This window comes from Flavobacteriales bacterium (assembly GCA_016700415.1).
Classification (GTDB): Bacteria; Bacteroidota; Bacteroidia; order Flavobacteriales_F; family PHOS-HE28; genus PHOS-HE28.
Genome location: CP065018.1, coordinates 941,714 through 953,807, shown reverse-complemented (window position 1 = coordinate 953,807; position 12,094 = coordinate 941,714). Strand labels below are relative to the sequence as shown.

Genomic DNA, 12,094 nt, shown 5'->3' with positions numbered 1-12,094 from the left:
CGGCTTCCGGCCTCATGGCACAATCCGCCGAAAGTGGGAACCTGGTACAGAACGGAGGATTTGAGCAACTGAGCAAGGAACCCAACACCTTCGATCAATTAAGCAGGGCCGAGGGCTGGGATGATGTCACCATTGGATTTTCGGACCTCTTCAGCAAAACAGCCTCAGTGAAGACCGTTGGCATCCCGGACAATTTCTACGGACATATCGAGCCGCAGGAAGGAGCACATTATGCGGGCTTCTTCGCGTGGAAGGACGACAAGCGTTTCGACTTTGACGGCGACCCGGAGGATCCCTTCAGACCGGGCTGGAACGCTTATTCGGAATATCCTTGGACCACATTGACCGCACCTTTGAAGGAAGGGCATACCTACGAGGTCAGCTTTCATGTGGCGCTGGCCGGGAACAGCGATCGCGCCGTGGCCGGTATCGGGGCGTATTTTTCAACGGTGGAGCTGAAGTATCAGAACCGGATGTTCCTGAAGGAAAGGGCCCAAGTGGTAGAAGTGAAGATCTTGGAGGAACGGGACAAATGGGTGGAGGTGAAGGGCACCTTCAAAGCCGACGGAGGCGAGCGCTTCTTGATCCTCGGCACTTTCCCGACGGCCTTATTTGAGACGAAACGCATCATCGAAGGCCCGGATAACCAGTTTGCGTACTACTACTTGGACCATATTGTGGTGAATGAGGTGGAACAGGAAGAGATGAAATAAGGCTCTGGTACGTACTTTCGCCGCTGGAACAGAAAAAACATCAGGTTCCGATCAATTTGACGCGCCAAAGCGTTAATGGCAAAACAAACCACTCATATGAAGATCCACTACTTCAGTCTGCTGACAGGTTCGCTGCTTTCCGTAGCGGCAATGGCCCAAGAGGCCGGTGTGAACCTGATCAGGAACGGAGGATTCGAGGAATTGACCACGCCCGTAAGGACTTGGGATCAACTTGACCATGCCTCCGGATGGTCCAACGCGAACATCGCCAGTGCGGACCTGTTCTCCAAGGATGCCTGCCCGACCACCGTGGGCATTCCGGACGGCGAAGTGGGCACCGGGGCCTCCGCATTTGAAGGCGAGCACTTCGCCGGCTTCGTCGCCTACAAGGATGACCAGCGCCACAATTGGAAGCGGTTCCTGAGCGGTAAGGAGGACCCCTTCCGCCCGGCCTATCAGAAGTACTCCGAATACTTGGAGACCGCCTTGGACGCCCCATTGACCGCTGGGCAGAAGTATGATGTCACCTTTCGGGTGAAGCTCGCCAATGGCAGCGACCGTGCCGTCAGTGGTATCGGCGCTTACCTCTCACCGATCGAGCTGAAATACAACCACCGCCATTTCCTGGAGGAAAAACCTCAGGTGTCCACCGCCAAGATCGTGGACAACAAGCAGGATTGGACCGTGGTCACCGGCACGTTCACGGCGGAGGGAAATGAGAAGTACGTGGTGATCGGCGCCTTCACCAACGGAGGGTTTGAATCCTCCAAGGTCATTGATGGCGCGGACAACCAGCGTGCGTATTACTACCTCGATGGTGTGAGCCTTACGCTGCATCCGGAGGATGACCGCGATCACGACGGCGTGCCGGACGCGGTCGACCGCTGCCCCGATGTGCCCGGTATCGAGGCATTGGGCGGTTGCCCGGATGCTGACGGCGACGGTGTGGCCGATTCCATGGACGCCTGCCCCGATGTGGCCGGACCGGTGGAAATGCACGGTTGCCCCGACACTGACGGCGACGGTATCGCCGACAACCTCGACCGCTGCCCGACCGTGAAAGGCGTGGCCAGTATGCAGGGCTGCCCGGAACTTTCCGAGAAGACCAAGAAGCTCTTTGAAAAAGCCCTTACCGGCATCCAGTTCGATTCCGGCAGGAGCACCATCAAGAGCTCAAGTAATAGCATTCTCGACCAAGTGGTGGACGTGATGACGGAAAACCCCAGCTATGACCTGTCGATCAACGGACATACCGACAGCCAGGGCGATGATGCCAAGAACCAAAAGTTGAGCGAGGAGCGCGCTGCCGCTGTGCGCACGTACCTCATTGGCAAGGGTGTCAGTGCGGACCGCCTCCAGAGCTTCGGCCATGGCGAGACCATGCCCGTTGAGGACAATGCCACCGCCGCTGGCAGGGCCAAGAACCGCCGTGTGGAGTTCAAAGTGACTTTCCTGAAGTAGGGGGTGTTACAGCAACCATTGACGGAAAGGAGGGCCTCGGCCCTCCTTTCCCGTTTTTGGCCCCATGATGGCGATGGCATTGTGGAGGGACCTCCCCGGTTTTGGACATGCAGGCGGTGCGTGATTGATCCATATCCCCCCATTATTTGTATTTCCAGCGGCTCAATGGTCGTTTTTTTCATGCTGCCGGGCACGCGATCTGTGGCCATGCGAGGATCATAAGACCCACCACAATGACACACAAAGTCACTGGGACGAAGAAAATATTGGTCCCGACCGATTTCACCAAAGTGGTGGACTATGCGATGGACCACGCTGTTAAACTGGCGAAGACCCAAGGCGGCGAAGTGTATTTGTTGCATATGCTCTCAGACATGGACGAGCAGGAAGTGACGCAGCGCAGATTGGATGCCGAGATGCAACGGGCCAAGGCCATCGAAAGCTCCGTTGCGGTGAAATCCCTGATCAGGGAAGGGAAGGTCTATGCGGGGATCGGTTCGGCCGCGGAAGAGATCGGGGCGGAGCTCATCATTATGGGCACCCACGGAATGCGGGGGATGCAGTTCATCACCGGAAGCCGTGCTCTACGGGTGATCACCAACAGCGATATCCCCTTTATCGTGGTGCAAGAGCGCGGCCTGAAGGCGGACGGTTACCATGACATCGTGGTGCCGATGGACCTCCAGCGCGAAACAAGGCAAAAACTTGGCCTAGTGGCCGGCATGGCCGCGTACTTCAAGGGCAAGGTGCATGTGATCGTCCCCAAGGAGTCAGACGAGTTCCTGCATCACCAGCTTCAGGATAATATCACATTTGCGAAAAAATACTTCGGAGAGCGGGGCATCGCCATGGAGGCCGTGGTCGCTGATTCCGGGAGCGGAGGTTTCGTGGATGCGGTGTTGGCCTATTCCGAAAAGATCGACGCCGACCTGATCGCCGTGATGAACATGGTGGGCAGCAATATTTTCGGTGTGCTGGGCGTGCCGTATGAGGAGAAGATCATCACCAATACCGCCATGATCCCTGTGATGCTGCTGAACCCGGCCAATAATACCGCTGGTACCACGGGATGGAGTTTCCAGTGAGATCGGTAAATGATCTAAGACAATGGAACAGATGACACAAAAGGGATCCGACAGAACGGAATTACCGCGCAAGATCAGACAAGCCACGGCCTATGTGCCCCTCCACGGCATCCCGGATTTCCACGTCGTGGAGGAAGTCGGAAGCCATGTCCGGCTCGCATCCATGGAGATGGACAAGGATAGCAGCAAGGCCCGGGTGAACACCGGCACCGGGGAGCAACCTGCCCTTCCGGGAACATCGCGTTTCGGCACCCCGTCCAACAGTACGGGAGAGGACATTCGTCCTTAAGGAACATGCCCTGCGGTACGCTTGGCTTCTTCGTACAGGCTACGAAAAGGAATAGTTTAACGTGCCTGTCCCTGCAACTCGATGTGCAGAACGATGTCGTTGGAGAGCACCATGTCCTTCATCGGTGAAGCCCAGGAAACACCGTATTTCTGACGGTCGAAGGTGAGGTCGCCCGAGGCACTGATGGTCTTGCCGTCAGCCGTGAGGACGATGTTCTCCAGTTTCTCCTCGCTGGTGTGGCCACGGACGGTCATTTGTCCGGTCGCCGTGGTTCCTTCCACCGAGCTGATGGTGAACTGAGCGGTCGGGAAGCTGTCCACGGCAAAGAATTCCGGGGACATCAGGTGCCCCATGAGATTTTGCTTCGTGCCTTGGGCGGAGCCGGGCTTGGCGTAGTTGGTATCTGTAAAGGTGTAGCTATGCATGTCCACGGTGAAGGAGCCGCCGGTGAGCTTGCCATCCTTGGTCTGCAGGTCGCCGTTGGTGAAATGCAGCGTCCCGGTGTGGCTCTTCACGCCCACCATGGTCCCTTTCCAATCCACGGCGCTGGTGGCCGTGTCGATCGCGTAGTCCATTGCTTTAGCGAGCGTCGTGTCCGCAGATGCATCGGTGGATGCAGTTTCGGAGGTTCCACAAGAGGCAAATAGGAAGGTGGCCAGGGCGGATCCAAGGATCAGTGAGCGGTTCAGGATCATCATGGGTGTTTGTTTGAGCGTGCAAAGGTATTCATTTATTCTCCATGGAAAATATTGGGCCGACAACGTGAAAGGGATCAATGAAAACGAGTTCCTGATCTGGCCATGCGCCGAAGAAGGGGTGAGGGACGGTAGCGGTCCTCGCCATGTTCCTCTTGGAGCGTTTCTAATCGGCCCAACCAATGAGCGGCCCCTTTTTCGTCGGCCCAGGCCAACAAGCCCTTGGGATAGTTCACGCCTTTCGTCATGGCCAAGTCCAGATCCTCCTTGGTGGCCAATTGCAGGAACAGCGCGTCAGCGGCCTCATTGATCAACATCGCCAGCACCCGTTCAGTAATGGCTTCCGCGGTCTCCGGGGCCACCTCGAAGACCGGCTTCACCACCGCATCACCATATTGATAATAGCCCCTTCCGCTCTTGCGCCCCAGTCTTCCGCTTTCCACTTGGCGCTGCTGCGTAAGGCTAGGCTTGTAGCGCGGGTCATAGAAAAAGGCCTCCCACACACTGCGCGTCACCGCGAAATTGATGTCGTTGCCAATGAGGTCCATCAGTTCGAAAGGCCCCATGCGAAATCCCCCGATGCTTTTCAGGGCGTGATCGATCGAGGCCATGTCCGCAATGCCTTCCTCGTAGATGCGGATGCTTTCCCCGTAGAACGGGCGCGCCACCCGGTTCACGATGAAACCGGGCGTGTCCTTACAGATCACCGGTGCTTTGCCCCATGCGTGCATCAACGTGACGCATCGGGTCGGCAGGCCAGGGTCCGTGGTCATGCCGGGCACCACTTCCACCAAGGGAAGCACCGGTGCGGGATTGAAGAAGTGCAGGCCGATCACACGTTCCGGCTTCTTGCAAGCTGCCGCGATGGCGGTGATGGACAAGGACGAAGTATTGGTCGCCAAGATCGGGTCCGGCCCCAGGATGGCCTCCAGGTCCGCGAAAAGTTTCTTTTTGATGGCAAGGTCTTCGATGATCGCTTCCACCACGAGCCCGCACGTGGAAAGGTCTTCCAGTTTGCCCGCCGGTGCGATGGCGGAAAGGAGCGCGTCCGCGTCTGCACGGGTGAATTTTCCTTTGGCCACCAGCTTGTCCATCGTGTTGGCCAGCGTTTTGAGGGCGGCTTCCACCGCGCCAGGACGGGTGTCGAACAGCACCACTGGATGCCCGGCTTGGGCCGCTACCTGCGCGATGCCCGTCCCCATGGTGCCGGCACCGATAACGCCGATACGGATCTGGTCCTTCATGCGCCAAAGATGGCGCACCCGGTTCACTCGCCCTTGAAGACGGGCTTGCGCTTTTCCAAGAACGCCGCCACACCTTCCTTGCTGTCGTGACTGGCACCGGCAATGGCCTGCAATTCACCTTCCACCAGCAATTGCTCCTCCAACGTTGATCCTTGGGAGCGGTTCAAAGCCTGTTTGGTGAGCGCGATCCCCAGTGTGGGCATGGTGGCCAGTTTTCTCGCCACCGTCACTACCTCCCCAGTGAGGTCCGCGTCGGGCACGGCCTTCCAGATCATGCCTAATTCCTCCGCTCGCTTGGCGGGAACCTTGTCGGCGAGGATCATCTGCCCGAAAGCGCGCTGCATGCCCACAAGGCGCGGTAGGGTATAGGTGCCGCCGCTGTCGGGGATGAGGCCGATGTGGATGAAGCTCTGCACGAACACCGCACTTTCCGCAGCATAAGCCAGATCACAGGCATAGGCGATGTTGGCACCGGCACCGGCGGCCACACCGTTCACCGCCGCGATCACCGGTTTGGGCAGGGTGCGTATGCGCCGTACGATGGCGTTGTATTGTTTCTCCACCAGGTCCTCGATGCGTACACCGGGTACTGTGGCCTCCGCCAGGTCCTGCCCGGCGCAGAAGGCACGCCCCGCGCCGGTGAGCACCACGGCCCGCACGGCCTTGTCAGCGTGGGCGGCATCCAGCGCGTGCAAGGTCTCCTCCGCCATGCGCGCGGTGAAGCTGTTCAGCTTTTCCGGTCTGTTCAGGGTGATGGTGGCCACCCCTTCCGCAGCGGTGTACTGGATCTGTTCGTAGGTCATCGGGATCTCGATAGAAATTGTTCGGGCTTGGGGAGGTTCGGCATGGATCACCACACGAAGCGCTGCATCGAGCGGCCATCGGGCGAGATCACTTCAGCGACGTAGATGCCACCGGGGCCGCTGAACGCGATGTCGCTGCTCCCGCTTCCGACCGGGCTGGTCAACAGGGTGCGACCGGCCACGTCATGCACGAAAAGCGTTCCGGGCAATGCTGTTCCGCGTTGTACGTGAAGGCCTGTGGCATCCCGGCGGAGGCTCATCTCCGGGCCTGTGCTCTCCGGGATCCCGAGGATCGTGCCCCAGATGGCATGCACCCATTCGGGCCGATCGATATAGGGGTTCCTGTTGTCTTGGATGGCAAAGACGGCATTGTTGCGGGCGGTCTCCTTCGTGCTCACCGGATCAAGGTCGCTCCATTCAACCATTACGGCCATGGCCCATGGGGCGAGATCACCGCCTTGCATCATCGGCGTGCTCCAGCTGGACATCTCGCCGTAGTAGCGCGTCATCATGTAGAAATAGCTGCGGGCGAAGTCGCCTTTGTAGGCATCGATCGGTTCGAAGACGGTGCTGTTGTATCCCGGGTTGATACAAAGACCCCGCTTCGATCCATTCTGACCGGTCCAGTCCGCGCTGCCGACGTCGCCGTATGGTAGATCGCCACGCTTGTTGTTCACCCAGCCATCCGTGGGATAGATGTGGAAGAGGTCCGTGTACATCGGGCTGCTGCCGTTGAACCAGCTATTTGGAAAGCCGTGTTCGCGGTTATAGCAATCCCCCTCACTGTTGTACTCTCCGCATTGGTCGGTGCCGAATGTGTAGACATAGGGAGGCGTGCTGCCCGGAATGTCACTGTACATGTCCCAAACTTTGTTCCCCGGTTTGGCATCCGTGGACTCAAAAGCATTCCAAAGGCCGTTGTACGAGAGGGGGGCGTGGTTGTCGATGATGTTGTGCAAGGCGATGCGCAAGGGTTGCCCGGAAAGTCCTTCGGCGCTGTCGTAATAACCTGCCGGTGGCTGCGCGAACGTGGCCAGTACAAGGAAAGCGGCGACCCCCGTGAACGATCCTCGCCGGGTATTTCTGTTCATCCGGAAGTTCATTGCGTGATCACCGGTAGTTTGTCCGCTTCCCAAGCGTTGAAGCCGCCCTTGAGGTCATGCACATCGGTGAAGCCGGCCTTGATCATCGCGGCCATGGCCTTGCCACTGCGACCGCCCACCGCGCAGTAAAGCAGCACAGGTTTGGTCTTGTCGATACCGGAGACATCATTCAGCAGTTCGCCACCGAGCCAATCCGCATTGGCGGCCGCTTCAATGTGGCCTTGGGCAAACTCTTTGGGGGTGCGGACGTCGAGCAAGAGCGCGTCGTCCTTGTCAATGGCCGCCTTGAAGGCCTTGGTGCCCAAGCTGGTACCGTTGCCTTGGGCATAGGCGGTAAAGGCGATGGGAAGCATCGCGAGCAGGATCAGGAACTGTTTCATGGGTACAAAGTTCGGCATTGAGCGGGATCATGCCCGAATGCACGGGCCGGTGAGGTACCATCGAAATGATCTTGCATGTCGCCTCGTTTTGTATTTGTAGTGGAAATTGGACCGGATCGAATACTTTTGATACACGCATTGGCACGAGCATTGCTCAGGTCCTTCACTATAAAACCAACCCACAAACCCATGAGCACATTCATCCGTAACGCGGCCATTCTTGGTGGCCTCCTCCTGGCCACGGCCGGTTTCGCGCAGGACAAGGCGAACAACCCGGCCGTGGAGCCCACGAACAAGGCCGTGCAGGAACGGCAAAAGATGCAGGACGAGGCCCCCATTGTCCTGAGCGCGGAGTACATGACGCAGGAACTCGGGCTCAGCAACGATCAATCGGAGAAGTTGAAAAGCATTGAGGCGGACATCAACAAGCAGAGCAACGAATTGGAAATGCTGGACCCCGAGGAGCGTGATCCCAAGCAGGAGCGCCTGATGCAAAAGCATGAGAAAATGATCGACAGCATTCTTACTCCGGAGCAGAACAAGAAGCTCGCGGAGATCAAAGCCGAGATCAGAAAGAAGAACATCAAGACGAACGAGCCTATCGCGGAGTGATCGAAGGCACGGGCACTGAACGTGTTCCCAAGACCGAGAAAGCCCCGAATGGGGCTTTCTTCATTCAACTCGGGGGCAGTGGTGAGGCAAGACCCCGCTCAAGGCTTGCCCAAGTCGTCGAAGTCGATGTCCTTAAATCCGGGCTGTGCCTTGTCGTCCCCGGTATCGTCGTGTGGTTGCGGACTGTCCAGTGCTGGGCGCTCCCCGGTTTCGCGGATCCGATCCAGCTCGTCCAGTGTATGGTTGAGCCCGTCCATGAACTTTTCAAAGTCTTCCTTGTAGAGAAAGATCTTGTGCTTTTCGTAGCTCACCCCGCCGTCCTCGTGGGTGCGCTTCTTGCTTTCGGTGATGGTGAGGAACAGGTCGTTTCCACGTGTGCTCCGCACATCGAAAAAGTAGGTGCGCTTTCCCGCCCGTACCACTTTCGAATACACATCCTCCCGATCGTCCGCCATGGTAATTCCCTTGCTTGGATAATCAAATATAGGATCCTCGCAGAAATGTTCCCGGAACGGCGTGTTCAGCCCTCGTCCGCTGCTTCCTCCAGCAATTGCTCCTCATAGAGCTGGGCATAAGTGCCGCCTTGATCGATCAGTTGGGCGTGGCGGCCTTCCTCGATGATACTTCCGTGCTCCAGCACCAGGATGTGGTCCGCCGCCTGCACTGCGCTGATCCGGTGGCTGATGATCACGGTGGTCCGACCCTTCATTACGCGTCGCAGGCCGGAAAGGATGGCCTCTTCCGTAGCCGTGTCCACCGCGCTCAACGGATCATCGAAGATCAGGATGCGCGGCCTGCGCACGATGGCCCTGGCGATGCTCACCCGTTGCTTCTGACCGCCGCTGAGGGTGACGCCCCGCTCGCCGAGCAAGGTGCCGTAGCCTTTCGGGAACTGCCTGATGTCCTGATGGACCTGGGCGGTGCGCGCCGCGTCCTCCACGCGCTGTTGCAGGTCCGGGGTGGCGTCCAGACTGAAAGCGATGTTGTTGGTGATGCTGTCGCTGAAGAGGAAGACGTCCTGCGGGACGATGCCCAGTTGGTCCCGCAGCTTTTCCATGGCCACATCGGGAAGGGGGACCCCATCGATGAGCACGATGCCCGATGTGGGGTCGTAAAGCCGGCCGATCAGGTCCGCGATGGTGCTCTTGCCACTGCCGGTGTGCCCCACGATCGCCAAGGTGCTGCCCGCAGGCACACTGAAGCTGACGTGCTTGAGGGCCTCTATGCCGGTCTCCGGATAGGTAAAGCTGACGTCCTTGAACGTGATCCCGCCCTTCACCTCAGGGAGCATGTCCCGTTGGGAGGTGATGGCGGGCGCGGTGTCCAGAAATTCGTTGATGCGCTGCATGCTCACCGCGGCCTGTTGCACTTGTGAGGTGATCATGCCCAAGCTGGCGAACGGCCATGTCAGCTTGGTGACATAGAGCGTGAACTCGGCAAGGTTGCCCACGGTGACGCCCGTGCCGCCACGGATCAGCAAGGTGCCACCGACGAAGATCACCAAGGCCGTGCTGAGCCCCACCAGCAGCATGATGGCCGGCATGAACAGCGAGTCCACTTTTGCCTGGGCGAGGCTTGTTTTCCGGTAGTCTTTCGCGGCGCGGCGGAAGCGGTCGATGATCAGCTCTTCCTTCGCGTATGCCTTCACCACCCTGATGCCGCTGAAGGTTTCCTGTGCCATGGAACTGAGGCGGCTCTGTTGCTGTTGCGTGGCCATGCTGCGTTTGTTGATGGTGTCGCTCACCAAGTAGATGGCCACGCTGAGCAAGGGCAACGGCGCTAAGGACCAGGTCGTCAGCTCCACGTTCACTTCCAGCATCACCCACACGATCAGCACCGTGAGCACCACCAGGTTGATGATGTACATCACGGCCGGGCCGATGAACTGCCGGACCTTGCTCACGTCCTCACTGATGCGGTTCATCAGGTCGCCGGTGCTGTTTTGCTTGTAGAAAGCACGGTCCAGCCGCTGATAGTGGGTGTAGACGGCGTTCTTCAGGTCATACTCCATCAGCCGGCTCACCACGATGATGGTCTGGCGCGTGAGAAAAAGGAAGAAGCCGCTGATGAGCGTGAAGATGATGAACAGCCCGGCATAAAACATCGCGAACCACATTACCTTTCGATGCAGTGAGGCGTCGTCCAAGGGGCCGTCCAGTTTATCCTGTAGGTCGATGCCCGTCCAACCGGTCCACGTCCGCAGCTGCTCGGAAACCTCCAGATGGCGTTGGTCAACGGGAAGCTTTTGCTGGGCGATGCCTTCGCCGATAAGGTTGAAGGCCTCCCGTACCACTTGTGGCGTGAAGACGGCGAACAGGCCGGTGAGGATGATGAACAGGATCCCCAAGCACAATCGGCCCCAGTACCGGCCGAAGTAGGGAAGAAGGGGAAGGAGGGAACGCATGGCCGGGCTTGCTACCTTTGCACGCCTTGAAAAAGGCTTGCGGGGGTGTCCGCAAAAGTAGAACGGCCTTGGCCGGCAACGAAGTGATGACCCAGATGTTCAACCAAACCGGTGCGTTCCATGGCCCTGCGGCGATGGCGGTTCGGCCGGAAAGGCGCGCCCAAGCCGGACCGCGCCCTTAACTTCAAATGATCCCATGACATTGGTAAGCGAAATACCGACCGCCAGCGCAGTCGTGATCGACAGGATGAAGGAACATGATCATGAACAGATCCTGTTCTGCAATGACAGCACCACGGGCCTCCGGGCCATCATCGCTGTACACGATACCACGCTCGGGCCCGCACTGGGCGGAACACGGATGTGGCCTTACGTCAGTGAGGCCGATGCCTTGGAGGACGTGCTCCGGTTGAGCCGCGGCATGACCTACAAGAGCGCATTGGCGGGGCTTGACCTCGGCGGAGGAAAGGCCGTGATCATCGGCAATGCACGCACCGACAAGACGGAGGCGATGTTCCGCCGTTTCGGCCGCTTCGTGGAAAGCCTCAATGGGCGCTACATCACTGCGGAGGACGTGGGCATGAGCGTTACCGAAATGGTGAACATCCGCAAGGAGACCACCAATGTGGTCGGCCTGCCTGAGAGCATGGGGGGCAGCGGTGATCCTTCCCCGGTTACGGCGTATGGTGTGTTCTGTGGCCTGAAGGCCGCCGCTAAGACCGCATACGGTACCGATGACCTCGGCGGGCGAAAGGTGGCTGTGCAGGGAGCAGGCAACGTTGGTAGGAATCTCGTCGGGCACCTCCTGAAGGAAGGCGCCACGGTCTACTTGACGGACATCCATGACGACAAGCTCGCCGCGATCAAGGCGGAGCATTCCGCGGTGAACCTGGTGAAGCCGGACGAAGTGATCGGGCTGGACGTGGACATCTATTCACCCTGTGCCTTGGGCGCGACGGTGAATGATGAAACACTGCCGCTTCTGAAGTGCAGCGTGATCGCCGGGGCGGCGAACAACCAGTTGGCCGACGAGGATAAGCACGGCAGGGCCCTGATGGAGAAAGGCATTCTCTACGCGCCGGACTTCCTGATCAATGCAGGGGGTATCATCAATTGCTTCTGGGAGCGCCGCGGCTACAACCAAAAGGCTGCTCTGGCACAGACCGAGGAGATCTACAACACGGCCTTGACCATCTTCAAGCGTAGCCGCGAAGAGAACATCCCTACTTATCTGGCGGCCAATCAGGCCGCCGAACAACGCATCAAAAGCGTCCGCCAGGCCGGCCTCGGCTTCTGACCCACATC

13 protein-coding genes are annotated in these 12,094 nt (G+C 58.7%); 6 read left to right on the top strand and 7 right to left on the bottom strand.

Going from position 1 to position 12,094, the window contains the following annotated elements; translation table 11 throughout:
* Nucleotides 1–14: 14 nt before the first annotated feature.
* The 4 genes from IPP95_03995 (at nt 15) to IPP95_03980 (ending at nt 3,548) form a co-directional block, all read left to right on the top strand.
* A complete protein-coding gene (locus IPP95_03995) occupies nt 15–713 on the top strand; it encodes a hypothetical protein (GenBank protein QQS73397.1) in 699 nt (232 codons plus the stop codon).
* A 75-nt stretch (nt 714–788) separates the two neighbouring features.
* Entirely contained in the window at nt 789–2,174 is a 1,386-nt protein-coding gene (locus tag IPP95_03990) for an OmpA family protein (GenBank protein QQS73396.1), read from the top strand.
* A gap of 233 nt (nt 2,175–2,407) precedes the next feature.
* Nucleotides 2,408–3,259 carry a universal stress protein gene (locus IPP95_03985; protein ID QQS73395.1) on the top strand — a complete coding sequence of 284 codons (852 nt, stop codon included), beginning with the start codon at nt 2,408–2,410 and terminating at the stop codon, nt 3,257–3,259.
* Between the two features lie 31 nt (nt 3,260–3,290).
* Nucleotides 3,291–3,548: a hypothetical protein gene (locus IPP95_03980; protein ID QQS73394.1), complete on the top strand. Its 258-nt coding sequence runs from the start codon at nt 3,291–3,293 to the stop codon at nt 3,546–3,548.
* Between the two features lie 56 nt (nt 3,549–3,604).
* Here the strand turns inward: IPP95_03980 and IPP95_03975 are convergent, their stop codons facing one another.
* From IPP95_03975 to IPP95_03955, 5 genes are all read right to left on the bottom strand, one after another.
* On the bottom strand, nt 3,605–4,246 hold the full coding sequence (locus tag IPP95_03975; protein ID QQS73393.1) for a YceI family protein: 642 nt from the start codon (nt 4,244–4,246) through the stop codon (nt 3,605–3,607).
* 74 nt (nt 4,247–4,320) lie between these two features.
* A complete protein-coding gene (locus IPP95_03970) occupies nt 4,321–5,487 on the bottom strand; it encodes a 3-hydroxybutyryl-CoA dehydrogenase (protein QQS73392.1) in 1,167 nt (388 codons plus the stop codon).
* 23 nt (nt 5,488–5,510) lie between these two features.
* Nucleotides 5,511–6,290 carry a 2-(1,2-epoxy-1,2-dihydrophenyl)acetyl-CoA isomerase gene (locus tag IPP95_03965; protein ID QQS73391.1) on the bottom strand — a complete coding sequence of 260 codons (780 nt, stop codon included), beginning with the start codon at nt 6,288–6,290 and terminating at the stop codon, nt 5,511–5,513.
* A gap of 47 nt (nt 6,291–6,337) precedes the next feature.
* Entirely contained in the window at nt 6,338–7,381 is a 1,044-nt protein-coding gene (locus IPP95_03960; protein QQS73390.1) for an endonuclease, read from the bottom strand.
* A gap of 8 nt (nt 7,382–7,389) precedes the next feature.
* The gene (locus IPP95_03955) at nt 7,390–7,773 is read right to left on the bottom strand and encodes a rhodanese-like domain-containing protein (protein ID QQS73389.1); all 384 of its coding nucleotides are present in this window, start codon (nt 7,771–7,773) and stop codon (nt 7,390–7,392) included.
* 189 nt (nt 7,774–7,962) lie between these two features.
* Between IPP95_03955 and IPP95_03950 the strand changes: the two genes are divergently transcribed.
* Nucleotides 7,963–8,385 (top strand): hypothetical protein, encoded by a 423-nt coding sequence (locus IPP95_03950; GenBank protein QQS73388.1) that lies wholly within the window; start codon nt 7,963–7,965, stop codon nt 8,383–8,385.
* Between the two features lie 98 nt (nt 8,386–8,483).
* Here IPP95_03950 and IPP95_03945 read toward each other — a convergent pair whose 3' ends face one another.
* Nucleotides 8,484–8,840 carry a PUR family DNA/RNA-binding protein gene (locus IPP95_03945; GenBank protein ID QQS73387.1) on the bottom strand — a complete coding sequence of 119 codons (357 nt, stop codon included), beginning with the start codon at nt 8,838–8,840 and terminating at the stop codon, nt 8,484–8,486.
* A 65-nt stretch (nt 8,841–8,905) separates the two neighbouring features.
* The gene (locus IPP95_03940; GenBank protein QQS73386.1) at nt 8,906–10,789 is read right to left on the bottom strand and encodes an ABC transporter ATP-binding protein; all 1,884 of its coding nucleotides are present in this window, start codon (nt 10,787–10,789) and stop codon (nt 8,906–8,908) included.
* 196 nt (nt 10,790–10,985) lie between these two features.
* On the opposite strand from IPP95_03940, the gene IPP95_03935 reads away from it, so the two are divergent.
* A complete protein-coding gene (locus IPP95_03935; GenBank protein ID QQS73385.1) occupies nt 10,986–12,086 on the top strand; it encodes a Glu/Leu/Phe/Val dehydrogenase in 1,101 nt (366 codons plus the stop codon).
* Nucleotides 12,087–12,094: the final 8 nt, after the last annotated feature.

What these genes read in the sequence shown, in the direction of transcription:
- IPP95_03985 (QQS73395.1), top strand. Translation starts at nt 2,408, where the DNA reads ATGACACACAAAGTCACTGGGACGAAGAAAATATTGGTCCCGACCGAT.
- IPP95_03935 (QQS73385.1), top strand. Translation starts at nt 10,986, where the DNA reads ATGACATTGGTAAGCGAAATACCGACCGCCAGCGCAGTCGTGATCGAC.
- IPP95_03990 (QQS73396.1), top strand. Translation starts at nt 789, where the DNA reads ATGGCAAAACAAACCACTCATATGAAGATCCACTACTTCAGTCTGCTG.
- IPP95_03940 (QQS73386.1), bottom strand. Translation starts at nt 10,789, where the DNA reads ATGCGTTCCCTCCTTCCCCTTCTTCCCTACTTCGGCCGGTACTGGGGC.
- IPP95_03975 (QQS73393.1), bottom strand. Translation starts at nt 4,246, where the DNA reads ATGATGATCCTGAACCGCTCACTGATCCTTGGATCCGCCCTGGCCACC.
- IPP95_03980 (QQS73394.1), top strand. Translation starts at nt 3,291, where the DNA reads ATGACACAAAAGGGATCCGACAGAACGGAATTACCGCGCAAGATCAGA.
- IPP95_03950 (QQS73388.1), top strand. Translation starts at nt 7,963, where the DNA reads ATGAGCACATTCATCCGTAACGCGGCCATTCTTGGTGGCCTCCTCCTG.
- IPP95_03995 (QQS73397.1), top strand. Translation starts at nt 15, where the DNA reads ATGGCACAATCCGCCGAAAGTGGGAACCTGGTACAGAACGGAGGATTT.
- IPP95_03965 (QQS73391.1), bottom strand. Translation starts at nt 6,290, where the DNA reads ATGACCTACGAACAGATCCAGTACACCGCTGCGGAAGGGGTGGCCACC.
- IPP95_03970 (QQS73392.1), bottom strand. Translation starts at nt 5,487, where the DNA reads ATGAAGGACCAGATCCGTATCGGCGTTATCGGTGCCGGCACCATGGGG.
- IPP95_03960 (QQS73390.1), bottom strand. Translation starts at nt 7,381, where the DNA reads ATGAACAGAAATACCCGGCGAGGATCGTTCACGGGGGTCGCCGCTTTC.
- IPP95_03955 (QQS73389.1), bottom strand. Translation starts at nt 7,773, where the DNA reads ATGAAACAGTTCCTGATCCTGCTCGCGATGCTTCCCATCGCCTTTACC.
- IPP95_03945 (QQS73387.1), bottom strand. Translation starts at nt 8,840, where the DNA reads ATGGCGGACGATCGGGAGGATGTGTATTCGAAAGTGGTACGGGCGGGA.